Source organism: Pelomonas candidula (genome assembly GCF_043555985.1).
In the GTDB taxonomy this organism is placed as follows: domain Bacteria; phylum Pseudomonadota; class Gammaproteobacteria; order Burkholderiales; family Burkholderiaceae_C; genus Pelomonas; species Pelomonas candidula.
In genome coordinates this window covers 190,974-214,984 of sequence record NZ_JBIGIC010000001.1, presented here as the reverse complement: position 1 = coordinate 214,984, position 24,011 = coordinate 190,974, and the positions used below count along the sequence as shown (strand labels likewise).

Here is a 24,011-nt window from a genome sequence, read left to right as displayed (position 1 = left end):
TGCCTGGAGTCTGCGCACCAACATGAGCCGAGCATAGCGACAATCACCCCATGCCCACGCCCCGATTCAGCTGCAGCGTCTCCGTGCAAGCCCTGCCCGAGCAGACGCATCTCGAGCAAGGCCTCTACGCCTTCAGCTACACGATCACCATCGAGAACACCGGCGACGTGCTGTCCCAGCTCATCGGCCGGCACTGGGAGATCACCGACGCCCGCGGCCAGGTGCAGGTCGTCGACGGCCTGGCCGTCGTGGGCCACCAGCCGGTGCTGGCGCCGGGCCAGAGCTTCCAGTACAGCTCGTGGGCCCAGATCGGCACGCCGCAGGGCACGATGCGCGGCCGCTTCCTGTGCGTGACCGAGGCCTGCGAGGTCTTCCACGCCGACGTCGACGAATTCCTGCTGGCCGACAGCGCCTCCCTGCATTGACCTGGGACCTCACCGCGCTGCAAAACGCAGCAGACCCGCAAGCCCCGCTCGCCGAGCGCAACCTGTGGCTGGTGCGCCTGCTCGAATGGCTGCGGCACGCGCCGCGCGGGGAGGCCGCGCCGGGCACGCCGCGCCCCCTCGTGCGCCTCAAGCACCTGCTCAACATGCTGGAGCGCCACCCCGACCACGCCTGGGCGTTCGCCAACGTCATCGGCGGCGTGTGGAACGACGTCGACGCCGTGAGCCTGTTCGCCGAGGTGGGCTTTGCGCCGCGCATGGCGCTGTGGCACGAGTTCCTGGGCCGCCTGCGCCGCCGCCTGCTGCCCGGCACGACCGACACGCGCGACCTCGCCGACCTGTTCGAGCTGCTGTTCGGCAGCGAGACCGACGAGGACTGGATCGCCGCCATCGACGATGAGCTGCTGGCGCGGCTGGGCCTGCTGTTCGCGGCCACGCCCGACGACGGCTGGCGCGTGGAGGCGCGCGCGGCCATCACCGTGCTCATCAGCAGCGTGCATGCCGCCGGCCTGGCCGGGCCGCTGCGCGTGCGCATGGACGAGCAGCTGGTGCAGGACAAGCCCTTCCACCAGCTGCCCACGGCCTGGGAGGCCGTCGAGCGCGCGCTCGCGGGCGGCGACGCCGCGGCCCTGGTGCCGGCCACGCACTACCTGCGCGCGCTGCTCGATCGCTGCCGCGCCGCCGCGCTGACGGTGCCCGAGCACCTCGAGGCGCACGGCGTCTCGGTGGACCTGATGTTCTCCGTGGAGCAGCTCACCGCGCGGCTGGACCGCATCGAGGCGCTGCTGGCCTGCCTGCTCTCGCCCGAGCCGCAGCGCGAGCTGCTGCGCCTGGTGGCCGGCCTGGTGCGCGTGGTGCACGAGCGGCGCAGCCTGCGTACGCTGTTCGCACGCCACTACTCGCTGCTGGCGCGCAAGGTGGCCGAGCGCAGTGCCGAGACCGGCGAGCACTACATCACCCGCAACCGCGCCGAGTACCGCGACATGCTGTGGCGCGCGGCCGGCGGCGGCGCCGTCATCGCCGGCACCACCTTCCTCAAGTTCCTCATCGCGCTGCTGGGCTTCACGGCCTTCTGGGGCGGCTTCTGGGCCGGCGTGAACTACGCGCTGAGCTTCGTCGTCATCCACCTGCTGCACTGGACGGTGGCCACCAAGCAGCCCGCCATGACGGCGCCGGCCATGGCCCACAAGCTGGCGAACGTGGGGCGTGACGACGGCCTGGAGGGCTTCGTCGACGAGGTGGCCCACCTCACGCGCTCGCAGGCCGCCGGCATCCTCGGCAACCTCGCGCTCGTCGCGCCGGTGGTGCTGGCCGTGCAGGGCCTGTGCTGGCTGGCCTTCGGCGCGCCGCTGGTGGGCGAGAAGGACGCGCTGTACGTGCTGCACTCGCTCAGCCTCGGGGGGCCGTCGCTGCTGTTCGCCGCCTTCACCGGCGTGCTGCTGTTCGCGGCCAGCCTCATCGCCGGCTGGGTGGAGAACTGGTTCGTCTTCCACCGGCTGGACAGCGCCATCGCCTGGAACCCGCGCATCGTCGACACGCTGGGCCACGCGCGGGCGCAGCGCTGGTCGCGCTGGTGGCGGGCCAACATCTCCGGGCTGGCGGCCAACATCAGCCTGGGCCTGATGCTGGGCCTCGTGCCGGCGCTGGGCGGTTTCTTCGGCCTGGGCCTGGAGGTGCGGCACGTGACGCTGGCCACCGGCCAGCTCGCCGCGGCCGTGGGCGCGCTGGGCTTCGGCGTGATGGGTACCTGGGCCTTCTGGTCCTGCGTGCTGTGCATCGCCGGCATCGGCGTGCTGAACGTCGGCGTCAGCTTCTTCTGCGCCTTCCGCGTGGCGCTGCGCTCGCGCGGCATCCGGCTGGCCGACCGCCGGCGCGTCTACGCCGCCATCCGCACACGGCTGCGGCGCGAGCCGCTGAGCTTCCTCCTGCCCCCGCGCTAGTCCTCCTTGCGCTCGCCTTTCCTGCGGCCGGCGAACATGGTCCACCAGATGATGAAGACGAAGATCAGCAGCGCGCCGAGGGCTTCGAGGGCGAGGAGCAGCATGGCGTGGTGGGCGCGTGGAGGGCTGGCCGCGATTCTAGGAACGCTGGCCGCCTGCTCGACGACGACCCTGCAGCCGCCGTCGGCCCCCGGGGCGCCGCCCCCGACGCAGGCACCCGCGGCTGGCAGGCGCTGGGTGGCCGCCGACTGGCCCGACCTGCCTGGCTGGGGCGGCGACGACCTGCTTGCCGCCTGGCCCGCGCTGCTGGCCGGCTGCCAGCGCCCGGCGCCCGGCTGGGCGGAGTTCTGCGCCCGCGCCGCGCTGCAGTCGCCCACCGACCCGCTGGAAGCCGCCGCGCTGCTGATGAAGCACCTGCGCCCGTGGCGGCTCGCCGCCGACAACGGCGAGACGACGGGCCTGCTGACCGGCTACTTCGAGCCCCAGCTCACCGCCAGCCGCACGCGCCAGGGCACCTTCCAGTGGCCGCTGCACGCGCTGCCGGCCGACCCGGCCTTGCGCCGCACGCCGCGCCGCGACATCGACACCAACCCGCGCTTCACGGCGCTGGAGCTGGCCTACGTGGACGATCCGTTCGCGCTGCTGCAGCTGCAGGTCCAGGGCTCTGGCCGCCTCGTCATGCGCGACGCGTCGGGTGCCGAGCGCATCAGCCGCGTCACCTGGGCGGGCCACAACGACCAGCCCTTCCAGTCCGTCGCCCGCGCGCTGCTGGACCGTGGCGAGGTACCTGATGCGACGCCGCGCACCCTGAGCGACTGGGCGCGCCGCAACCCGGCCAAGGCGCGCGACGCACTGGCCGTGAACCCGCGTGTCGTCTACTTCCGCGAGGAGCCGCTGCCCGACGCGGCGCAAGGCCCGCGCGGCGCTCTGGGCGTGCCGCTGACGCCGGGCCGCTCCGTCGCCGTGGACAAGGCCTGCATCGGCATGGGCACGCCGCTGTGGCTGGACAGCACCGAGCCCTGGGCGCCCGGTGCCACTGCTGCGCCGCTGCGCCGCCTCGTGCTCGCGCAGGACACCGGCAGCGCCATCACCGGCGCCGTGCGTGCCGACCTGTTCTGGGGCTGGGGCGACGACGCTGCGCAGCGCGCCAGCCGCACCCGGCAGCCGCTGCGGCTGTGGGCGCTGCTGCCGCTGGGCGTCACTCCGTGACCTTCACGCCCTTCCAGAACGCGTAGCGGCCCTTGATCTCCGCGGCGGCCGGCAGCGGGTCGGGGTAGTACCAGACGGCATCCGGGTTCATCTCGCCGTTCACCAGCAGGCTCAGGTACTTGGCCTCGCCCTTCCACGCGCAGCGGCTGACGTGGTTGCTGAAGGTCGTGTACTGGGTGTTCAGCGACTCGGCGGGGAAGTAATGGTTGCCTTCGACGACGACCGTGTCGTCGCTCTCGGCCAGCGTGATGCCGTTCCAGACTGCTTTCATGGGTGCTCCTTGGGAGAATGGTCTGGATGAAACGCTACCACTCCCACCTCGGCCGCGACATCGTCGTCACCGGCGGCAGCGCCCGCGACCTCGCTGCGGGCCAGTTCGGCATCCTCGCCATCGACGGCGGCGCGGGCGGCTGGTCCGTCGTGCACAAGGGGCCGGAGGGCGACGTCGTCGAGCTGAACAACGAGATGCACTTCGAGCTGCCGGAGCAGGCGCTGGCCTTCCTGAAGGAGCTGATCGACCTGATGCCGCCCGGGGAGCCCCAGCCGTGAAGCGCCTGCTGGCCGTGCTGCTGTGGGTGCCGCTGCTGGCCCAGGCCGGCGGCGACCCCGTGGCCGGCCGCAAGCTGTTCGCGTCCTGCGCCAACTGCCATGCGGTGGGGCCATCCGCCCGCCATGGCTTCGGGCCGCAGCTCAACGGGCTGCTGGGCCGCAAGGCCGGCAGCCTGCCCGGCTATGCCTACTCGCCCGGCATGAAGGCCTCCGGCCTGGTGTGGAACGAGGCCACGCTGACGGCCTTCCTGCGCGACCCCGGCGGCGTCGTGCCCGGCACGAAGATGCGCTACTGGGGCGTGGGCATCAACGAGCAGAAGGTGGCCGACCTGCTGGCCTGGCTGGCCACGCAGGAGCGCTGAAGGAGACCCGGCCATGACCCATCCCCCGCTTACCCTCTATGGCGCCGCCGCTTCCGGCTCGGTGGCGGTGGAAGCGGCGCTGACGCTGCTGGGCCTGCCCTACACGTTGATCGAGGGTGCCACCTGGGCCGAGGCCGCCGCGCGCGACCGCGTGGCCACCAGCAATCCGATGCGGCAGATCCCGACGCTGGTGCTGCCCGACGGCGAGGTCATGACCGAGAGCGCGGCCATCCTGCTCTACCTGGCCGACCTCGACCCCGCCGCCGGCCTCGCGCCGGGGCTGCACGACCCGCGGCGCCGGCAGTTCCTGCGCTGGATGCTCTACGTGTCGTCGGCCATCTACGCGCTGCACTGGATCAAGCCCGACGTGCGGCGCATCGGCGCGCCTGAATCTGCGCGCGACGCGGTCGTCGAGGCCGTGCACGACCGCATCGCGTTCTGCTGGGCCGCGATGGACGCCCAGCTCTCGCCGGGCCGCTATCTGCTGGGCGACGATCTGACGGTGCTGGACTTGTACGTTACCGTCGTGTCCCGCTTCGGGCCGTGGCGGGAACGCTTCGCCGAGGTGGCGCCGCGCATGCTGGCGGCTGTGCACCGCGTCGACAACGATCCGCGGCTGGCGTCGTTGTGGCGCGACCGTTTTCCGGAGGATTGAGCCATGTTGTCCGAACGCTTCAACATCTTCGGTGGCCTGTTCGACATCGAACGCACCGGCGGTGGTGGCTGGTCGGTGCTGTCCGTCGGCAACGACGGCAAGCGGCTGCCGGCCCACTTCGTCATCCCCGAGTTCGTCGCCGACGACGAACTTGAGCAGTTCCTGTTCGACCTGTTCCACGAGCAGGCGGCGTACAAGAAGGGCGGGATCTTTCGGGTACAGAGATAGGTGCTCACGAAGCACCGTCGGCCTCCGAGGCGATTTGGCGTGTTTGTAGCGCTGCGCCGCTTTTGCCGATGTTTATTGGCATAGTCGTTGTCCATCAAGCACTTGCGGCAGCAGCTCCGGTTTTATGCAGCAGGGGTTATGTCTCTAAAACACGTTAGGCCGCACATGCCCTACGCCTTGACCTTCTCGAAGCAGGTTGAAATCACCGATCCAGACCAGTACATCAATGATTGCTGCATAGGTGGTGACGTTGTGCTGGATCGATTGCTGCCCGTGCTTAGAGCAAGGTACGGCAATGACCTGCAGTCCAACCAAGAAGACTGGGGCTGGTTCGCGTGGTTCGACGAAGGGCCAGTGAAGCTAGCTGTAGACATCTTCACCGACGACCACAAGAATCTGCAGTTCCAACTGCTGCTTACTTCTCGTAAGCCAAGGCTCATCCTTCGAGACATAGTCGAGGATGGTGCCGAACTCGAATCCCTGCGAGAACTCGTTGTCCGAGAGCTAGCCGACTGGCCTGTCTCAAGTCTCACCGTGCAGCGGTCAACGAGAAGTACCTGCCTGCGTAGCGGTGCGGCCTAATCCTTCTTTCGAGTGGCCACCACCGGCAGGGCACTTGGCCCCTCAGCTCAAACGTTAAACATCAGCATGCGCATCGTTGCTTTTCTTGTCACAGCGGCTCTATTGGGCAGCTTGTTCAGCGCGTCCGCTGCGGAGCTGTCGTTCTCAGAGCAAGCCACGGTTCTTCAGGGTGCCCATAAGCTTCAGGAAGCAACGCTGCGTAGCGACGCCAGAACCGTCGCCGACCTCACGTCGCCTTTGATCGCGCGGCTCGGAGTTCCAGTTGAAGCCATTCAGTCCATGACTCAAGCTGCAATGAAGCAGTTCGCAGCCATGGGCCTGTTGATCGACAGGTCCGAATTCGGCACCCCGGGCTCTGTATATGCGGCAAATGGAGTCGAGGCCTGTTTCATACCGTATCGCCACGAAATTCACACCGCGACGCGCCGTGGTCGGAGCATCGGCTATCTGATTGCCTTGCGTGATCGTCCGGATACGGAGTGGAAGTTCTTAGACTCTGCGATGTTCAGGTCTCGACCCGAATTGCTGGGCAGACTGCTTCCCGGGCTACCGTCTGACGCGAAGATTCCCGATAACAGGAACGAGTTCGACGACTGATGTTTAACCTTTTGCTGCAGCGGACGGCTTCGCTGTCCGCTGAGCGCGAACGTTGACGCAGCCAAGCGTTACCTCACACCTGCCCACCCGCCTTCGCCCCCTTGCCCTGCAGCACCGGCGCGTCGGGCATGCCCAGCAGATCCGCCGCCAGCGCCTCCGCCACCTCGATGCCGTCCACGCCGGCCGACATGATCCCGCCCGCGTAGCCGGCGCCTTCACCGGCCGGGAACAGGCCGCGCACGTTGAGGCTCTGGTAGTCGCGGCCGCGGTTGATGCGCAGTGGGGATGAGGTGCGGGTCTCCACGCCGGTCAGCACCGCGTCCGGGCGGTCGAAGCCGCGGATCTGGCGTGCGAAGGCGGGCAGTGCTTCGCGGATGGCTTCCAGTGCGTAGGTCGGCAATGAGCCACGACCCTTATCCTGCAGATTCGTCAGCGTCACGCCGGGCTTGTAGCTGGGCAGCACGTCGCCGAACTCCTTGCTGACCTGGCGCTTGATGAAGTCGCCTACCAGGCTGCCCGGCGCGAGGTAGCCGCCGCCGCCCAGTTCGTAGGCGCGGCTCTCCCACTGGCGCTGGAAGGCCATGCCGTCCAGCGGGTTCACGGGGCTGCCGTCGCGCTTTCCGTCCTGGCGGTAGTCCTCGGGCGTGAGGCCCACGACGATGCCGGCGTTGGCGTTGCGCTCGTTGCGCGAGTACTGGCTCATGCCGTTGGTGACGACGCGGTCGGGCTCGCTGGTGGCGGCCACCACCGTGCCGCCGGGGCACATGCAGAAGCTGTAGACGGCGCGGCCGTTCTTCGCGTGGTGGACGAGCTTGTAGTCGGCCGCGCCGAGGATGGGGTTGCCGGCGCTCGGGCCGAAGCGGGCCGCGTCGATGAGGCTCTGCGGGTGCTCGATGCGGTAGCCGATGGAGAAGGGCTTGGCCTCCATGTGCACGCCGCGCGCGTGCAGCATCTGGAAGGTGTCGCGCGCGCTGTGGCCCAGCGCGATGACGACGTGGGTGGCGGCGATCTGCTCACCCGATTCGAGCGTCACGCCGCGCACATGTTTCCCATCAGCGCCGTCCTCGATGTGCAGGTCCGTCACCTTCTGCTGGAAGCGGATCTCGCCGCCCAGCGCCTCGATCTCGGCCCGCATCTTGATGATCATGCTGACCAGCCGGAAGGTGCCGATGTGGGGCTTGCTGACGTAGAGGATTTCCTCCGGCGCGCCGGCCTTGACGAATTCGGTCAGCACCTTGCGTGTGAGGTGGCGCGGGTCGCTGATCTGGCTCCAGAGCTTGCCGTCGGAGAAGGTGCCGGCACCGCCTTCGCCGAACTGCACGTTGCTTTCGGGGTCGAGCTTTTGCTCGCGCCACAGGCCCCAGGTGTCCTGCGTGCGCTCGCGCACCGACTTGCCGCGCTCCAGCACGATGGGGCGCAGGCCCATCTGCGCGAGGATCAGTGCGGCGAACAGGCCGCAGGGGCCGAAGCCGATGATGATGGGGCGGGGGCCGGTGAACTCACCCCGGCCTTGTCCAAATTGGGCCAGGAAGTGGTAGCCCGTGTCTGGCGTCGGGCGGATGTGGTGGTCGCCGGCGAAGCGGGCCAGCACGGCGGCTTCGTCGACGCCTTCAGCCAGCGTGCAGTCCAGCGTGTAGACGAGCTGGATGTCACTGCGCTTGCGCGCGTCGTAGCCGCGGCGGAAGACGTGCAGGCCGGCCAGCTCGGCGTCGGCCAGCTTGAGGCGGGCCAGCGCGGCCGGGCGCAGCGCGCCCTCGGCGTGGTTGAGCGGCAGGCGGAGTTCGTTGATGCGGATCATGGTCAGGATTTAGCCGACAACAAAAGCAAACAGGCCCCGCAGGGCCTGTGTGTGGTGAACCTTCAGGCGCTAGGCCCGGATGATCAACCCGAATGCGGGCGCTTGCCCGGGTTCTTCTTGGAGCGGGTGTGCGAGCCGCGCTCCAGGCTGCGCAGCTGGCCCTTGCCGGCCGTGAAGGTGACGCCCTTGGGGGCGGTGGGACGGGGAGTGGCCTTGCGGTCCGCTTCGGTGACGATCTTGTTGCCCATGTTGGCTCCAGTGAAACTTAGCCCACAGCAGGGGCAAAACGACGAAAGTCGGCGATTTTAGCCTTTTGCGGCGAGCCAGTGCTCGAAGTCGCCCAACGCCATCGGCCGGGCCAGCAAATAGCCTTGCACGAGGTCGCAGCCGGCGCTCTGGACGACGGCCAGCTCGGCCTCGTTCTCGACGCCCTCAGCCGTCACCGTCAGCCCCAGGCCCTGGCCCACGCCGACGATGGATTTCAGCAGCGCCACGCGGCGCGGATCGGTGTGCACGTCCCGCACGAAGCTGCGGTCGATCTTCAGCTCGTCCACCGGCAGGTGCTGCAGATAGGCCAGCGACGACTGCCCGGTGCCGAAGTCGTCGATGGCCAGGCGCACGCCCCAGCTCTTGAGGGCGTGCAGCACGGCGATGGGGTCGGTGCCGCTGCTCATCAGGCCGGTCTCGGTCACCTCCAGCTGCAGCTGGCCGGGGTCGACGCGGTACTCGGCCAGCAGCGCGGCCAGGCGGGCGGGCAGCGTCTGGTCCTGGATGTCCAGCGTGGAGATGTTGACGGCGACGTAGAGCGGCTCGCGGCCCTGCGCCTCCCAGTCGGCCAGCGTGCGCACGGCGCGGGTCAGCATCCAGTCGGTGATCTGGCGGATGCGGCCGCTGCGCTCGGCGAAGGGGATGAAGTCGCCTGGCGGCAGCCAGCCGCGCTGCGGGTGCTGCCAGCGCACCAGCGCCTCGGCGCCGGTGATGCGGCCGGTGCGCAGGTCGCGCTTGGGCTGCAGGAACTGGCGCAGCTGGTCCTGCTGGATGGCGGTGTGCAGGTCGGACAGCAGGCTCAGGTGCAGCGCCCGCGCGGCCTCCGCGCCAGGGTTGTAGACGGACACCGGCTGGCGCAGCCGCTTGGCCTCGAACATGGCCTGCTCGGCGCGGCGCAGCAGCGTCTCGGTGGTGTCGGCATGCTCGGGCCAGTGGGCCACGCCGAGCGACACGGACAGGTCCAGCGACTGGCCCTGCCAGGAGAGCTTGTGCTCCACCTCCTCGCGCAGCTGGGCCGCCAGCCCCGCGCCGTGCTCCAGCCGGGCCACGGGCGCCAGCGCGGCGAAGGTGCCACCGGCCAGGCGCCCGTAGGCGGCCGTGCCCTCGTCGAACAGCGAGGCCAGCTTGTCCGCCGCGCCGCGCAGCAGCGCGTCGCCGGCGTCGAAGCCCAGCACGCCGTTGACGGCCTTGAGGCGGTCCACGTCGATGCAGATCAGCACAGCCACCTGCCCGCGCTCCGGCAGGCCGGCCAGCAGCCGGTCGCCGTCGGCAACGAAGCGGGTGCGCTGCGGCAGGCCGGTCAGCAGGTCCAGGTCGGCCAGGCGGCGCAGCTCGGCCTCGCGCTCGCCGACGGCGATGGCCATCGTGTTCATGGCAGCGGCCATGTGGCCCAGCTCGTCGGCCGAGTCCACCTCGATGCGGTGGCCGTACCGGCCGCGCGCGATCAGCTCGGCGCCGTCCTCGGCGCGCTTGAGCGGGGCGATGATGGAGCGTGTCACGCCCACGGCCAGCAGCGCGCCGGCCACCAGCGCGCCGATGCACAGCGCCAGCACGCCGGTGCGGTCCACCTCGATCTGCTTGCGCAGCTCGCGCGCCCGGGCCGTGCCGGCGCGCTCCTCGCTGGCGGCCAGCTGGTAGACGGCGTCGACGAACAGCGACAGCGCCGATTCGGTGCCGCCGCCCACCTGCTCGCGGGCAAGCAGGAAGTCGTCGTTCTCGATGAGGTCGCGTGCGCGGATGTAGCTGGCGCGGTAGTCGGCCAGGCGCTGGCTCACGTCGGCCAGGCGTTCGCTGCGCGGCCCGGGCGGCAGCAGCAGCGTCAGGCGCTGCATGGCATCGTCCAGCCGCGCGTTGGCCGCGTTGATCTCGGGGTAGGCGGCCAGGCGCAGGTCGTCGTCCGGGCTCATCAGCACCAGCAGCTTGCGCGCGACGGCCTCGGCGTTGCGGTTGATCTCGCTGACCGAGTCCCGGATGGCGGCCTGGTCGTCGACGATCTGATTGAGCGCGTCGGACAGGCCCGTGAGCCGGTACACCGACAGCGCCGCCAACCCCAGCAGCAACAGCAGCAGCAGGCCGAACGCGAGGCCCAGCCGGGTGCGAATACGCAGCCGCCGCGACAGGGCCATGTCAGCTGGCCATCTCGCCGCGAGCGTAGGACTGGTGAGCCGAGCGCCGGGCCACCTCAAGCCGGCCCGTCAGGCGATGTGCTTGCGGCTCAATGCCGCAAGCATCGGCGTCCCCCAGGTGGACCGCCCAGGCTCGCTCGCGCTCAGCGATGCGGAGCTGGGCGAGGGACGTCATTCCTCGCTCCAGCGAGTCAGCAGCAGCCGCGCCGTGGCGACGTTGGTGGCGCAGGGCACGTCGTGCACGTCGCAGGCGCGCACGAGGGCGTTGATGTCGGGTTCGTGCGGCTGCGGCGTCATCGGGTCGCGCAGGAAGATGACGCCGTCCAGCTCGCCCACGGCCAGCCGCGCGCCGATCTGCAGGTCGCCGCCCCAGGGGCCGCTGAGCATGCGCTCGACGGTCAGGCCATGGGCCTCGGCGAGCCGGGCGCCGGTGGTGCCGGTGGCCATCAGCGCGCAGCGGCGCAGCAGCGGCAGGAAGTCGGCGGCGAGGGCGATCATGGCGTCCTTCTTGCCGTCGTGGGCGATCAAGGCGAGTCTCATCGGGCGGGCCAGCTGTTCAAAAACGGGCACGTTACACGCACTCTGTGGACGGCAGTGCGCAGAACTTGGCAGTTCCTTCGCATGACTGGTAACGCTCTCTTCGTCTTCAGGCAGCCGTCAGCCGTTCTCCCCTGTCATGCGCTGGCAGCAGGTGCAGGCAGCATGGCGACCTCTTCCACGCTTCGGACAGCGACCGCCATGAACTTCCGCCAGATCCACCAGGGCCCCGAACTCCTGAAGATCGCCAACGTCTGGGATGCCGGCAGCGCCGCGCTCGTGCAGAGCCTGGGCGTGCCCGCGCTCGCGACGACCAGCGCCGGCCTGGCCTGGGCGCTGGGCTATGCCGACGGCAACCACCTGCCCATCGCCGAGCACGCTGCCGCCGTGCGCCGCATCGCCCGCGTCGCGCGCGTGCCGCTCAGCGTCGACAGCGAGGCCGGCTACAGCGACGACCCGGCCGCCGTGGCCGGCAACGTCATGCAGCTCGTCGAGGCCGGTGCGGTCGGCATCAACCTGGAGGACGGCACCGGCACGCCCGCGCTGCTGTGCCGCAAGATCGAAGCCATCAAGGCCGCGGCAGTTCGGGCTGGCGTGGACGTGTTCATCAACGCGCGCTGCGACGTCTGGCTGAAGAACCTGGCGCCGGGGCGCGCCGTGGACGAGGCCCTGCAGCGAGCGCGTGACTACGCGGCGGCGGGCGCCGACGGTCTGTTTGCGGCCGGCGTGACGGCCGCGGCCGACATCGCTGCGCTCGTGGCGGGCCAGCCGCTGCCGCTGAACGTGATGGCGCGGCCCGCGCTACCGGGCCTGGATGAGCTGCAGCGCCTGGGCGTGCGCCGCCTCAGCGCCGGCAGCGCCATTGCGGAAGCCGCCTGGGGCCGGGCGCAGCGGGCCGCGGCGGGCTTCCTCGCCGCCGGCAGTGGCGCCGACCTGTACGACGGCGCGGCGCCGTACCCGCAGATCAACGGTCTGCTGAACCAGGGTTGACCGACACGCGCAGCTGCAGCGCGCGCTCGGGCTGCCCGGCGGCGTCGCGGCTGCTGATCGTGCCGCGCGGCGCCGGTGCGGTCGCGCCGCCGCCGGTGCGGGCGACGGTCTGCCAGCGCTCCATCGGCACATCCAGTGTGGACTGGAAGCTGTTGTCGCCGTCGTCCACATCGAAGGCCACGCGCACGGGCGCACGGCCACCGGCCCAGGTCGGCGTGACGCTGAAGCCCTGCGTGACACGGCGTTCGCCCTGGCGGGGCTGCGCGTAGAGGCGCTTCACGGCGCTGGCGGGCAGGGCGCCGGCCGTGGCGCCGCGCGGGTCCAGCTCCAGCGTGGTGTCCACCCATTGCAGCGGTTCGCGCGTCGTCAGCCGCTGCGACGCGCGCTGGCCGTTCTGCACCAGCAGGCGCTGTACCGGCTGCGGCGCGGCGCTGGCGGTGGAGGTCACGACACCCGGCCCACGCGGCGACACGCTGCCGGCCGTGCCGATGACGACGGCGCCGTCGCGCACGCCGGCCTGGGCGGCGGGCGGCAGGTTGCTGTCCACCCAGCGCAGTTCGACGAGCAATTGCACGGCGGGCGGCGCGGCCATCGCGAGCAGCGGCGACAGCAGCAGGAGCAGGGCAAGGCGCTTCATGCGGCCAAGCTTAGTCCTGCGCCGGCTTGGGCCGTGACGGCAAAAACCGCGGTCCGAACAGGTTGATCGCCAGACCGGCCAACACCAGCGCCGCGGCGCCGAGCTTCCAGCCGGGCAGCGCCTCGCCCAGCAGCCAGCTGCTGGCCCCCATGCCGAACACCGGCACCAGCAGTGCCATCGGCACGATGCGCGCGGCGGGGTGGCGCGTCAGCAGCCAGGCCCAGCAGCCATAGCCGAACAGCGTGTTCGCGAAGCTCTGCCAGAGCACGGCGCCCCAGGTGCCGGCGTCGGCCGCGGCCAGCGCCGTGGCGATGCGGTCGGGACCGTCGATGACCAGTGCCAGCACCAGCAACGGCGGCACCGCGAACGCGCTGCTCCAGACGACGTAGGCCAGCATGTTCACCGCGCCGGCGCGCTTGCCGACGAGGTTGCCGCAGGCCCACGAGAACGCCGCGGCCAGCACCATCGCCAGGCCCAGCGGCGTAGTTGCGCCGTCGGTGTGCATGACGATGACGGCGATGCCGGCGACGGCCAGCGCCAGGCCCGCCCATTGGCTGGGCAGCACGCGCTCGCCCGCCAGCCGCACGGCCAGCAGCAGCGTGAAGAACACCTGCGTCTGGATGACGAGCGAAGCCAGCCCTGGCGAGATGTGGCCCTGCATCGCCAGATACAGCAGTCCGAACTGGCCTACGCCGACGAACAGGCCGTAGCCGGCCAGGTTCTTCCAGCCCACGGCCGGCCGTTGCAGGAAGAAGCAGGCCGGCACGAAGGCGATGGCGAAGCGCAGCACGGCCAGCAGCATCGGTGGCAGCACCGCGAGCGCGACCTTGATGACGACGAAGTTGCTGCCCCAGATCGCGACGACGGCGATGGCGAGCAGCAGGTGGCGCAGCGGCAGGGTGGCCATGCGGGATGCGTTGACGGACGGGGCGACCGACTATGCCAGGGCTAGCCGATCGCCGTTTTGTTGCGGCCGCCGTCCTTGGCCTGGTAGAGCAACCGGTCGGCGCGCTCCAGCGTCTGCGCCAGCGTGTCGCCGCGGTGGTGGCCGGTCAGGCCGATGGAGACGGTGATGGCAACCTGCGCGCCGCCGCCGACGTCCGTGCGCAGCTCGGCCACGCGCTCGCGCAGCCGCTCCATGCCGGCCAGCGCCAGCGGCATGGCGGTGTCGGGCAGCAGCACGAGGAACTCCTCGCCGCCCCAGCGCGCGATGACGTCGGTGGCGCGCAGTGCGCCCTGGCTGGCCTGGGCGAAGGCGCGCAGAACGAGGTCGCCGGCCGCGTGGCCGTGCTGGTCGTTGACGTGCTTGAAGTGATCCAGGTCGGCGATGGCGATGCAGAACTCGTAGCCGTGGCGCTGCGAGCGCAGCAGTTCCTGGTCCATCAGCGCCTGCATCTGTCGGCGGTTGGGCAGGCCGGTGAGCTCGTCGCGCGTGGCGATGGCCTGCAGCTGCGCGAGGGCCCGGGCCAGCTCTTCACGCTGGTCCGACAGGCGGCGCCGGATGCGGCTGAGCCGCGCGGTGAGCACGGCCACCGCGGGCAGCATGCAGGCCAGCATCAGGAAGTGGCCGATCTCGACGGCCGGCGGGTAGGCGACCGGCTGCACCACGGCCATCACGCCCATGACCAGTGCGAACAGGCCCAGTGCGAACACGCTCAGCCCGAAGGCGCTGCGCGCGCGGAGCTGGAACATGCCGAACATCAGGATCAGCGTCAGCACCGGGAAGCAGGCGCCGCGCATGGGGCCGGCCTGCGCGTAGCCCAGCGCGGCGGCGCAGATGGCGAAGGCGATCTGGGCGCCAGTGAGCGATGGATCGCCGGCGCGCAGCGACCAGCCGCTGCGGATGGCGGCGTAGAAGACGGCCATGCCGCCCAGCGAGCAGACCGTCCAGCCCCACAGCAGCAGGCCACTCTCGCCGCCGCCGATGCGCACGCCGTAGTGCAGCATCGCAACGGACAGGACCATCAGCAGCATGGCCAGCGAGGTCTGGCGCAGGCGCAGGCGCTGGGCGGAGTCGGTGCCCAGCCACAGGTCGATCAGCCGCCGCAGGTGGGACGTCGCCATGGCGCAAGCCTAACGCGGGCGAGGGGGCCAGGCCTTGCCCGCTGTCGAGCCACGGCGGTGCTTGTTCACGCGGAGGCCGGGCCGCGCTGCGGCCGGACTGCGTGGCGTCGCGTCAGCCCTTCAGATGCCCCAGCGGCAGTGCACCGCCCGCCTTCACCTCGCCCAGCGAGAAGCTGGTGTGGATGTCCTTCACGTTGGGCAGCTTCAGCAGCGTGTTGATGGAGAAGCGCGAGAAGGCGTCGAGGTCGGTGGCCATGACCTGCAGCTCGAAGGTGCCGGTGCCGGAGATGTAGTGGCAGGCGACGACCTCGGGTAGCTGGCGGATGGCTTCTTCCAGCGCCTGCGTGGCCGAGGCCGCGCTGCGCTCGGCGTCCACGCGCACGAAGGCCAGCACGCCCAGGCCGATCTTGCGGCGGTCCAGCTCGGCGCGGTAGCCGGTGATGTAGCCCTGCTCCTCCAGCCACTTCACGCGTCGCCATGTCGGCGCGGCCGACAGGCCCACGCGCTGGGCCAGCTCGGCGTTGGACTGGCGCGCGTCGCGCTGCAGCTCGGCCAGGATGGCGATGTGGTAACGGTCGAGGGCGTCGGAGCTCATGGTTTGCCCTAATCGGCGGATGGGTGATGCAAATCGATGTCGATTTTGCTTTATCAGGAAAGGATCTTGCGCGCGGTGCCGTTTTGAAGCGCAAGTTGGCAAGCACCCGTCGGGCCGGTTTCCCTACACTGACCCGTCCGGCCATACTGGCCACACGCCTGCGCGCCCGGCCCCACAAGGGTCGCTACGCCGGGCCGCCCAATCAGGAGCACCGCCAATGAACGCCCCGCTGCCCGAGCACATCCTCAAGGCCCTACAGACGGTCACGCTGGATGACAAATACGCGCTGGACCATGGCCGCGCCTTCATGAGCGGCGTGCAGGCGCTGGTGCGGCTGCCGATGCTGCAGCGCACGCGTGACGCGATGGCCGGGCTCAACACGGCCGGCTTCATCAGCGGCTACCGGGGCTCGCCGCTGGGCACCTACGACCAGGCACTGTGGCAGGCCAAGAAGCACCTGGCCAAGCAGAACATCGTGTTCCAGCCGGGTGTGAACGAGGAACTCGGCGCGACCGCCGTGTGGGGCACGCAGCAGCTGGACCTGTTCCCCGAGAAGGCCAAGTACGACGGCGTCTTCGGCCTCTGGTACGGCAAGGGCCCGGGCGTTGACCGCTGCATCGACGTGTTCAAGCACGCCAACATGGCCGGCACGTCCAAGCACGGCGGCGTCATCGCCATCGCGGGTGACGACCACATCGCCAAGAGCTCGACGGCGGCCCACCAGAGCGACCACGTCTTCAAGGCGGTCGGCTTCCCGACCTTCTTCCCGAGCAGCGTGCAGGACATCCTGGACATGGGGCTGCACGCGTTCGCGATGAGCCGCTTCTCGGGCCTGTGGGCCGGCATGAAGACCATCCAGGAGATCGTCGAGTCGTCGGCCTCGGTCAGCGTGGACCCCGACCGCGTCAACATCATCCTGCCCGAGGACTTCGTCGTGCCGCCGGGCGGCCTGCACATCCGCTGGCCCGACCCGCCGCTGGAGCAGGAGTCGCGGATGATGAACTTCAAGTGGTACGCGGCCCTGGCCTACATCCGCGCCAACCGCCTGAACTACAACGTCATCGAAGGCCCAAATGGTGGAAAGGGGGACCGCTTCGGCATCATCACCAGCGGCAAGGCCTTCAACGACACCCGCCAGGCGCTGCACGACCTGGGCCTGGACGACGACACCTGCCGGCGCATCGGCATCCGGCTGCACAAGGTCAACGTGGTGTGGCCGCTGGAGGCGCAGGTGGCGCGCGAGTTCGCTTCAGGATTGCAGGAGATCCTCGTCGTCGAGGAGAAGCGCCAGATCATCGAATACCAGGTCAAGGAAGAGCTCTACAACTGGCGTGCCGACGTGCGGCCCAACGTGCTGGGCAAGTTCGACGCGGGCGATGCAGACGGTGGCGAGTGGAGCGTGCCCAACCCCAGCGACCACTGGCTGCTGCGCCCGCAGGCCGACCTGACGCCGGCCATCATCGCCCGCGCCATCGCCAAGCGGTTGAAGAAGCTGGGCGTGGACGCCGACATCCGCGCCCGCCTGGATGCGCGACTTGCGGTCATCGATGCCAAGGAAGCCTCGCTGAAAGCGGAAGAAAAGACCGCCGGCGGCGCCGACCGCACGCCGTGGTTCTGCTCCGGCTGCCCGCACAACACCAGCACCCGCGTGCCCGAAGGCTCGCGCGCCGTCGGCGGCATCGGCTGTCACTACATGGTGACCTGGATGCCCGGCCGCAACACGGCGACCTTCACGCAGATGGGCGGCGAGGGCGTGCCGTGGACGGGCCAGGCGCCGTTCACGAACGAGAAGCACATCTTCAGCAATCTGGGTGACGGCACCTACTTCCACAGCGGCAGCCTGGCCATCCGCCAGAGCATCGCCTCGGGCGTCAACATCACCTACAAGATCCTCTACAACGACGCCGTCGCGATGACCGGTGGCCAGACAGTCGGCGAGCGCCCCGAGGGGCACACCGTCATCCAGATCATGAACAGCGTGATCTCGGAAGGTGTGAAGAAGCTGGTCATCGTCACCGACGACCCCGCCAAGTACGAAGGTGTCGCGCTGGCGCCGGGCGTCACTGTGCACCACCGTGACGAGCTGGACGACATCCAGCGCCAGTTCCGCGAGATCGAAGGCACGACGGTCATCATCTACGACCAGACCTGCGCCACCGAGAAGCGCCGCCGCCGCAAGCGCGGCAAGATGGTGGACCCCGCCAAGCGCGTCGTCATCAACGAGCTGGTCTGCGAGGGTTGCGGCGACTGCTCCATCCAGTCCAACTGTCTGTCGGTCGAGCCGCTGGAGACCGACTTCGGCCGCAAGCGCCAGATCAACCAGAACACCTGCAACAAGGACTACTCCTGCGTGAAGGGTTTCTGCCCGAGCTTCGTCACCGTCGAGGGCGGCGAGCTGAAGAAGCCCAGGAAGGCAGCCCGCAAGAGCCCCTTCGACGCCGGTCTGCCGCAGCTGCCGCTGCCCGTCATCCCGAACGCCGAAGAAGCCTGGGGCATCGTCGTCGCCGGCGTGGGCGGCACGGGCGTCATCACCATCGGCCAGCTGCTGGGCATGGCCGCCCACCTCGAAGGCAAGGGCGTCATCACCCAGGACGCCGCGGGCCTGGCCCAGAAGGGCGGCGCGACCTGGAGCCATATCCAGATCGCCAACCGCCCTGAGTCCATCTACTGCACCAAGGTCGGCGCCGCCGAGGCCGACCTCGTCATCGCCTGCGACGCCATCGTGGCTGCCAACAAGGCCACGCTGGCCGTGATGCGCGAGGGCCGCACTTTCGTGGCTCTGAACACCCACGGCTCGCCGACGGCCACGCTGGTCAACGACGCCAACTGGAGCTTCCCCGGCGCGGCCTGCGAGCAGGCCGTGGCCTCGGCGGTCGGCACCGAGCACTTCGGCTCCTTCGACGCCGAGGAGGTGGCGGTCAAGCTGCTGGGCGATTCGCTCTACACCAACCCGCTGATGCTGGGCTACGCATGGCAGCAGGGCCGCGTGCCGCTGAGCTACGACGCGCTGATGCGCGCCATCGAGCTGAACGGTGTGCAGGTCGACAACAACAAGGCCGCCTTCGAGTGGGGCCGGCGCTGCGCGCACGACCTCAAGGCCGTGCAGGCGCTGTACGCGGCGCAGGCCGTCATCCAGCTCGTCAAGCGCCAGAGCCTCGACGAGATCGTCGCCAAGCGCGTGGACTTCCTGACGGGTTACCAGAACGCCGCCTACGCGGCTGAGTACAAGGCCTTCGTCGACAAGGTGCGCGCGGCCGAAGCGAAGCTGGGCGGCAAGACGACGCTGACCGAGGCCGTGGCCCGCTACCTGTTCAAGCTGATGGCCTACAAGGACGAGTACGAGGTCGCCCGCCTGCACACCGACGCCGCGTTCACGGCCAAGATCGCCGGCATGTTCGAGGGCGACTACAAGCTCGTCCACCACCTCGCGCCGCCGCTGCTGGCGAAGAAGAACAGCAAGGGCGAGCTGGTCAAGCAGCCGTTCGGCGGCTGGGTGCGCCCGGCCTTCGGCCTGCTCGCCAAGCTCAAGGGCCTGCGCGGCACGGCCTTCGACGTCTTCGGCCACACCGAGGAGCGCCGGATGGAGCGCCGCTGGATCACCGACTACCGGGCCGGCATCGACAAGGCGCTGGCCGGGCTGACGGCGGAGTCATTGCCGGTCGCCGTCGACCTGGCCCGCGTGCCGGAGGAGATCCGCGGCTACGGCCATGTGAAGGCACGCCACGAGGTCGCGGCCCGGGCCAAGTGGGCGGCACTGCTCGCCAGGATCTGATCCGCTGGGGATTCCCCCTGGAGGGCCGCGTCGGGTGACAAGGGCTCGTTGGCCCGACGGCAGCTGGCCGCGTTGTGGCCAGGAAGCCTTCGAGCAAGGCGCAAACCGCAGCCGGGTTGGACACCCGGCGAGGATTTGCAACGCCGCACGCGGGCTTCCTGGTCACAACCCGAAGGGAAGGCCATCCACCAGTGGCCACTCCGCGTTGCACCGCTTGCTCGCATACGCATGCGAGCAGCGCGCTGCGCCTTGATTGACCCCTGGCGGTTGGCCTTCGCGGCCTGCTGCCGTCGGGCCAACGGGCCCTAGACTGCGGCCCTTTTCGTCAGGGAGAAAAAATGAACAAGACTTTCGCGCGCGGCCTGCTGGCCGCCGTCGGCCTGTGCCTGGGCCTGGCTGCCCGTGCGGCCGACGAACCGCCCAAGCCCGCGGCGGACCCGGCCTGGGTCGAGGCCAAGGCGGCCGCCAAGGAAGGCCCGGCGGACGTTGCCGTTGCGGGCCAGGCCACGCTGCACCTGCCGGCGGACCGCATCTTCATTCCCCAGCCCCAGGCTGGGAAGCTGCTGACCGCGATGGGCAACCCCGGTGCCCACGACGACATTGCCGGCCTGGTGTTCCCCAAGGGCGACGGTGAATGGTTCGCCGTGCTGCGCTACATCTCCTCCGGCTACGTGAAGGACGGTGACGCCAAGGAGTGGAAGGCCGACGAGCTGCTGGCCAGCTACAAGGAGGGCACCGAGTCCGGCAACGCGGAGCGTCAGAAGATGGGCGTGGCGCCGCTGGAGATCACCGGCTGGGCCGAAGTGCCGGCCTATGAGGCGACGACGCATCGGCTGGTCTGGGCCATGGCGTCCCGCGAGAAGGGGGCGCCGGCCGAGGCCGGCCAGGGCGTCAACTACAACACCTACGCGCTGGGCCGCGAGGGCTACATGAGCCTGAACTTCGTCACCGACCTGAAGGATCTGCCGGCGCAGAAGCCCGATGCCAAGGCCTTGCTGGGCGCGCTGGAGTTCGACAAGGGCAAGCGCTACGAGGACTTCAACGAAAGCACCGACCACGTCGCCGAGTACGGCCTCGCCGCGCTGGTGCTGGGCGTGGGCGCCAAGAAGCTGGGTTTGCTGGCGGTCGTCTTCGCCTTCCTCGCCAAGTTCGCGAAGATCATCTTCGTCGCCGTCATCGGCGGCGGCGCGGCCATCACCAAGTTCTTCAAACGTACGAAATGAAGCCCCTCGTCCAGCCGCACACCGCTGAACGCGGTGCGTCTGGCCGGTCCCCCGCGGGGACGGCGATGCTCGCGGCATGGAGCCGCAAGCACATCGCCCTGACGGGCCGGCTTGGGAGCGGCCCGGCGCTCGGCCCGAACTGAACGACGGCGTCCGATGAAACTGCTGTTCCTGCTCTTCTCCGGCCTGAAGTTCGGCAAGCTGCTGACCACCGGCGGGACCATGCTGGTCTCGCTGGTCGTTTACGCCTGGATCTACGGCTGGCGCTACGCGGCCGGCTTCGTCGCGCTGCTGTTCGTGCACGAGATGGGCCACTTCATCGCGGCGCGCTACAAGGGCCTCGACGTCGGCATGCCGACCTTCATCCCCTTCGTCGGCGCCTGGGTGGAGCTGAAGGACCAGCCCCACGACGCGCAGACCGAGGCCTTCGTCGGCCTGGCCGGGCCGGTTCTGGGCACGGCGGGGGCGATGGTGGCCTACCTGATGGCGCGAAGCTGGGGTGCCGACTGGCTGCTGGCGGTGGCCTACAGCGGCTTCTTCCTGAACCTGGTCAACCTGATCCCGATGCTGCCGTTCGATGGCGGCCGTGTCACGGCCGTGTTGTCGCCGCGCATCTGGCTGCTGGGTGCTCCCATGCTCGTGGCGCTGTTCTTCTGGCGGCCCAGCCCGCTGCTGATCCTGATCGCCTTGATGGCCTGGCCGCAGCTGATCAAGGCCTGGAAGCATCGCGCCGACAGCGTCGAGGCGCAGACCTACTACGCCGTGCCCGCCGCGGTGAAGTGGGAGTACGCGACCTACTACCTCGTGCTCGCGGCCTACCTGGCCGTCATGTGCCACGACGTGCACGAGATGCTGGCCGGCACGCGGGGCTGACACGGGCGGGCGGCGCGGGCCTACGATCCGTGTCATGTCTTGCGTCCGCCTGCTGCTGACCCTGGGCCTGCCCGCCGTGCTGGCGGCGGGCGTGGCGGCGGCCCAGCAGCCCTCGCTGCGCGCCTGCGCCCACCCGGCCGCCCAGCCGATGAGCTGGGAGCAGCAGGGCCAGCTGCACGGCGTCTGCGTCGAAGTGGCGCGGCGTGCGTTTGCGGCGGCGGGCTGGACCTTGAACGTCAGCGCCGTGGGGCCCTGGTCGCGCTGCCAGGCGCTGGTCGAGCGCGGCCAGGTCGATGCCATGGTCTGCGCCTTCGATACGCCCGCGCGGCGGGAGTACGCCGTCGTCGTGGAGCCCGCGCTGGCCAGCAACGAGGGGGCGCTGTTCGTGCGCCGCGACAGCCCGCTGCGCTTCGACGGCTGGGCCGACCTCGCTGGCCTGCGCATCGGCGTTGGCAACGGCGTCAGCCTGGGTGCGGGCGTCGACCAGCAGCTCGCCCGCTACGCCCAGGTGGACAACGCGCTCAGCGAGGAGCTGAACCTGCGCAAGCTGCTGCTGGGCCGGCTCGATGCGATGGCGACGGCGCGCGAGGCCGGCGAGCAACTGCTGCATGCGCTGGGCTGCGAGCAGGAGGTGCGCGTGCTGCCGCGCTCGCTGGGTGCCGCGCCGCTGTATCTGCAGGTTTCGAAGCTGTCGCCCGCGATAGCGGCGCTGCCACGCGTCAGCGACTACCTGCAGCGGCCCGACTACGCGGCCGAGCTGCAGCAGCTGCACCGGCAGCAGGCCGAGCTCTACCGCCGCCAGAACCCGCCGCAGGCGCAGCCGTGCACGCGCTGAGCTCTGGCAGCGGGGCCTGCGCGAAGCGGCCGTGCACGACGCGGAAAGCCCCTGCGGCGCGGGCGCAGGCAATATGGCCGCATGGCAGTTGAATCTTCCGCCGTCGCGGCGCCCCGTCTGAACTGGACCGGCCTGGCGCTGGCCATGCTGGGCGCCATCGGTTTCTCCGGCAAGGCCATCATCGTCAAGCTGGCCTACCGCCACGGCGTGGACGCGGTCACGCTGCTGATGTGGCGCATGCTGCTGGCGCTGCCGTTCTTCCTCGCCATGGCCTGGTGGTCCGGCCGGGGCAAGCCGGCACTCACGCGGCGCGACTGGCGCGACATCGCCGTGCTGGGCTTCACCGGCTACTACCTGGCCAGCTACCTGGACTTCGCCGGCCTGGCCTACATCTCGGCCAGCCTCGAGCGGCTCATCCTCTACCTCAACCCGACGCTGGTGCTGCTGCTGTCGGTCGTGTTCTTCCACCACCGGCTGCAGGCGCGGCAGGTGCTGGCGCTGGCCATCAGCTATGCCGGCGTCGTGGCGGTGTTCGCGCACGAACTGAGCTTCGATGGCCGCAGCACCGTCATCGGCGCGGCGCTGGTGTTTGCCAGTGCGATCTCCTACGCCGTCTACCTGGCGCTGAGCGGCAAGGTCGTGCAGCGCCTGGGCTCGCTGCGGTTGGCGGGCCTGGCCAGCAGCGTGGCCTGCGCGCTGTGCATCGGCCAGTTCCTGCTGGTCAAGCCGCTGGCGGCGGCGTGGGTGCCGACGCCGGTCATGTGGCTGTCGCTGCTGAACTCCACGGCCTGCACGGTCGCCCCCGTGCTGATGGTCATGCTGGCCATCGCGCGCATCGGTGCGCCGTTGTCGTCGCAGGTGGGCATGGTGGGGCCGATGAGCACGTTGATCATGGGCGTGCTCATCCTCGGCGAGCCGATGAACGGCTGGATCGCGCTGGGCACGGTGCTGGTGCTGGGCGGCGTCTTCCTCGTCGGGCTGAAGCCGGCGGCGCGCCCCGGTTAACCCTGGCTTCACCTGCCTTGTTCAAAATCGCTGCCGTTCTTTAACGCGAAAAGCACGGCGTTCCGCCGAGCTTTTCTGCGCGCTAACTTCACGTTCAATCGCTAGGCTCGCCACATAAGGGAGCGCTGTAAGCGATGGATTTGGGATATGCACGCGTATCGACAACGGAACAAGACACGAGCCTACAGATTGCGGCGCTACGCCAATACGGTGTAACCGCCTATTGGGAAGACCAAATTTCCGGCGTCAAGAAGCGTCCAGCGCTAGAAGAGCTTCTGAACTTCCTACAGCAAGGCGACACGCTTGTCGTCTACAAGGTGGACCGGCTAGCCCGCAGCCTTTCCGACCTTCTAAGAATCGCCGACCGACTCGCCAAGAGCGGCGCAACTCTGCGAAGCGTGACCGAACCAATCGAGACAGCTACGCCAGTCGGTCGAATGATCTTTCAACTGCTGGGCGCCTTCGCCGAGTTTGAGCGAAATGTGATTCGCGAACGATGCGCCGCAGGGATGGCCGAGGCAATGAAAAGAGGCGTCAAGTTCGGTCGCAAGCGTCGAAAGTTCGACTACCAGGAAGCGTTTCGCATGCGAAACGATGGGTGGACGTACACCGAGATCGCCAACGAGCTAGGTTGCGAGAGGTCGCATGCGCATTCGGCCGTTCGTCGAATAACTCGCGAAATGAACGGAGAAGTTTAGGGCGATGCCCTTCGGGCCCGGGCTCT

General features: G+C 69.5%; 25 protein-coding genes. 16 read left to right on the top strand and 9 right to left on the bottom strand.

Annotated features, from left to right (window positions below; genetic code table 11):
- The first annotated feature begins 50 nt into the window (after positions 1-50).
- The 3 genes from apaG (at position 51) to mltA (ending at position 3,592) form a co-directional block, all read left to right on the top strand.
- Positions 51-425, top strand: a complete 375-nt coding sequence (apaG, locus tag ACG04R_RS01100; protein WP_394405720.1) for a Co2+/Mg2+ efflux protein ApaG — start codon at positions 51-53, stop codon at positions 423-425.
- Entirely contained in the window at positions 422-2,383 is a 1,962-nt protein-coding gene (locus ACG04R_RS01095; RefSeq protein ID WP_394405718.1) for a site-specific recombinase, read from the top strand. Before apaG ends, ACG04R_RS01095 begins: the two co-directional genes overlap by 4 nt.
- A gap of 102 nt (positions 2,384-2,485) precedes the next feature.
- Positions 2,486-3,592: a murein transglycosylase A gene (mltA, locus tag ACG04R_RS01090; RefSeq protein ID WP_394405716.1), complete on the top strand. Its 1,107-nt coding sequence runs from the start codon at positions 2,486-2,488 to the stop codon at positions 3,590-3,592.
- Here the strand turns inward: mltA and ACG04R_RS01085 are convergent.
- On the bottom strand, positions 3,582-3,863 hold the full coding sequence (locus ACG04R_RS01085; protein ID WP_394405714.1) for a DUF427 domain-containing protein: 282 nt from the start codon (positions 3,861-3,863) through the stop codon (positions 3,582-3,584). The genes mltA and ACG04R_RS01085 overlap by 11 nt on opposite strands.
- A gap of 26 nt (positions 3,864-3,889) precedes the next feature.
- Between ACG04R_RS01085 and ACG04R_RS01080 the strand changes: the two genes are divergently transcribed.
- The 6 genes from ACG04R_RS01080 to ACG04R_RS01055 all read left to right on the top strand — a co-directional run bounded on the left by ACG04R_RS01080 (position 3,890) and on the right by ACG04R_RS01055 (position 6,565).
- Positions 3,890-4,141, top strand: coding sequence for a hypothetical protein (locus ACG04R_RS01080; RefSeq protein ID WP_394405713.1), 252 nt, complete (start codon positions 3,890-3,892; stop codon positions 4,139-4,141).
- On the top strand, positions 4,138-4,503 hold the full coding sequence (locus tag ACG04R_RS01075) for a c-type cytochrome (RefSeq protein ID WP_394405711.1): 366 nt from the start codon (positions 4,138-4,140) through the stop codon (positions 4,501-4,503). Before ACG04R_RS01080 ends, ACG04R_RS01075 begins: the two co-directional genes overlap by 4 nt.
- A gap of 13 nt (positions 4,504-4,516) precedes the next feature.
- Positions 4,517-5,158 (top strand): glutathione S-transferase family protein, encoded by a 642-nt coding sequence (locus ACG04R_RS01070; protein ID WP_394405710.1) that lies wholly within the window; start codon positions 4,517-4,519, stop codon positions 5,156-5,158.
- A gap of 3 nt (positions 5,159-5,161) precedes the next feature.
- Positions 5,162-5,386 (top strand): DUF7661 family protein, encoded by a 225-nt coding sequence (locus ACG04R_RS01065; RefSeq protein ID WP_394405709.1) that lies wholly within the window; start codon positions 5,162-5,164, stop codon positions 5,384-5,386.
- A 177-nt stretch (positions 5,387-5,563) separates the two neighbouring features.
- Complete coding sequence (locus ACG04R_RS01060) at positions 5,564-5,968, top strand: hypothetical protein (RefSeq protein WP_394405707.1); 405 nt, start codon at positions 5,564-5,566, stop codon at positions 5,966-5,968.
- 66 nt (positions 5,969-6,034) lie between these two features.
- Complete coding sequence (locus ACG04R_RS01055; protein ID WP_394405706.1) at positions 6,035-6,565, top strand: hypothetical protein; 531 nt, start codon at positions 6,035-6,037, stop codon at positions 6,563-6,565.
- Between the two features lie 73 nt (positions 6,566-6,638).
- Here the strand turns inward: ACG04R_RS01055 and ACG04R_RS01050 are convergent, their stop codons facing one another.
- The 4 genes from ACG04R_RS01050 to ACG04R_RS01035 all read right to left on the bottom strand — a co-directional run bounded on the left by ACG04R_RS01050 (position 6,639) and on the right by ACG04R_RS01035 (position 11,296).
- Positions 6,639-8,363 (bottom strand): NAD(P)/FAD-dependent oxidoreductase, encoded by a 1,725-nt coding sequence (locus tag ACG04R_RS01050; RefSeq protein WP_394405704.1) that lies wholly within the window; start codon positions 8,361-8,363, stop codon positions 6,639-6,641.
- An 83-nt stretch (positions 8,364-8,446) separates the two neighbouring features.
- The gene (locus ACG04R_RS01045) at positions 8,447-8,611 is read right to left on the bottom strand and encodes a hypothetical protein (RefSeq protein ID WP_394405702.1); all 165 of its coding nucleotides are present in this window, start codon (positions 8,609-8,611) and stop codon (positions 8,447-8,449) included.
- Positions 8,612-8,668: 57 nt separating this feature from the next.
- Positions 8,669-10,756 (bottom strand): putative bifunctional diguanylate cyclase/phosphodiesterase, encoded by a 2,088-nt coding sequence (locus tag ACG04R_RS01040; RefSeq protein ID WP_394405700.1) that lies wholly within the window; start codon positions 10,754-10,756, stop codon positions 8,669-8,671.
- A gap of 171 nt (positions 10,757-10,927) precedes the next feature.
- The gene (locus tag ACG04R_RS01035) at positions 10,928-11,296 is read right to left on the bottom strand and encodes a methylglyoxal synthase (protein WP_394405698.1); all 369 of its coding nucleotides are present in this window, start codon (positions 11,294-11,296) and stop codon (positions 10,928-10,930) included.
- A 198-nt stretch (positions 11,297-11,494) separates the two neighbouring features.
- Here ACG04R_RS01035 and ACG04R_RS01030 point away from each other — a divergent pair, with 198 nt between their 5' ends.
- Complete coding sequence (locus ACG04R_RS01030) at positions 11,495-12,283, top strand: isocitrate lyase/PEP mutase family protein (protein WP_394405696.1); 789 nt, start codon at positions 11,495-11,497, stop codon at positions 12,281-12,283.
- On the opposite strand, the gene ACG04R_RS01025 is transcribed toward ACG04R_RS01030, so the two are convergent.
- The 4 genes from ACG04R_RS01025 to ACG04R_RS01010 form a co-directional block, all read right to left on the bottom strand.
- Positions 12,258-12,920: a hypothetical protein gene (locus ACG04R_RS01025; protein WP_394405694.1), complete on the bottom strand. Its 663-nt coding sequence runs from the start codon at positions 12,918-12,920 to the stop codon at positions 12,258-12,260. The two genes, ACG04R_RS01030 and ACG04R_RS01025, sit on opposite strands and share 26 nt — an antisense overlap.
- 10 nt (positions 12,921-12,930) lie before the next feature.
- Positions 12,931-13,818 (bottom strand): EamA family transporter, encoded by an 888-nt coding sequence (locus tag ACG04R_RS01020; RefSeq protein ID WP_394406485.1) that lies wholly within the window; start codon positions 13,816-13,818, stop codon positions 12,931-12,933.
- A gap of 50 nt (positions 13,819-13,868) precedes the next feature.
- Positions 13,869-14,984, bottom strand: a complete 1,116-nt coding sequence (locus tag ACG04R_RS01015) for a GGDEF domain-containing protein (RefSeq protein ID WP_394405692.1) — start codon at positions 14,982-14,984, stop codon at positions 13,869-13,871.
- Between the two features lie 112 nt (positions 14,985-15,096).
- Positions 15,097-15,579 (bottom strand): Lrp/AsnC family transcriptional regulator, encoded by a 483-nt coding sequence (locus ACG04R_RS01010; protein ID WP_394405690.1) that lies wholly within the window; start codon positions 15,577-15,579, stop codon positions 15,097-15,099.
- 217 nt (positions 15,580-15,796) lie between these two features.
- Between ACG04R_RS01010 and ACG04R_RS01005 the strand changes: the two genes are divergently transcribed.
- From ACG04R_RS01005 to ACG04R_RS00980, 6 genes are all read left to right on the top strand, one after another.
- Positions 15,797-19,351 carry an indolepyruvate ferredoxin oxidoreductase family protein gene (locus ACG04R_RS01005; protein ID WP_394405688.1) on the top strand — a complete coding sequence of 1,185 codons (3,555 nt, stop codon included), beginning with the start codon at positions 15,797-15,799 and terminating at the stop codon, positions 19,349-19,351.
- A 338-nt stretch (positions 19,352-19,689) separates the two neighbouring features.
- On the top strand, positions 19,690-20,574 hold the full coding sequence (locus ACG04R_RS01000; RefSeq protein WP_394405686.1) for a DUF2167 domain-containing protein: 885 nt from the start codon (positions 19,690-19,692) through the stop codon (positions 20,572-20,574).
- Positions 20,575-20,730: 156 nt separating this feature from the next.
- A complete protein-coding gene (locus tag ACG04R_RS00995; protein ID WP_394405684.1) occupies positions 20,731-21,447 on the top strand; it encodes a site-2 protease family protein in 717 nt (238 codons plus the stop codon).
- Positions 21,448-21,481: 34 nt separating this feature from the next.
- On the top strand, positions 21,482-22,282 hold the full coding sequence (locus ACG04R_RS00990; RefSeq protein ID WP_394405682.1) for a substrate-binding periplasmic protein: 801 nt from the start codon (positions 21,482-21,484) through the stop codon (positions 22,280-22,282).
- 81 nt (positions 22,283-22,363) lie between these two features.
- Entirely contained in the window at positions 22,364-23,287 is a 924-nt protein-coding gene (locus tag ACG04R_RS00985; protein WP_394405680.1) for a DMT family transporter, read from the top strand.
- Between the two features lie 134 nt (positions 23,288-23,421).
- Entirely contained in the window at positions 23,422-23,985 is a 564-nt protein-coding gene (locus ACG04R_RS00980; protein ID WP_394405678.1) for a recombinase family protein, read from the top strand.
- The last annotated feature ends 26 nt before the right edge of the window (positions 23,986-24,011 follow it).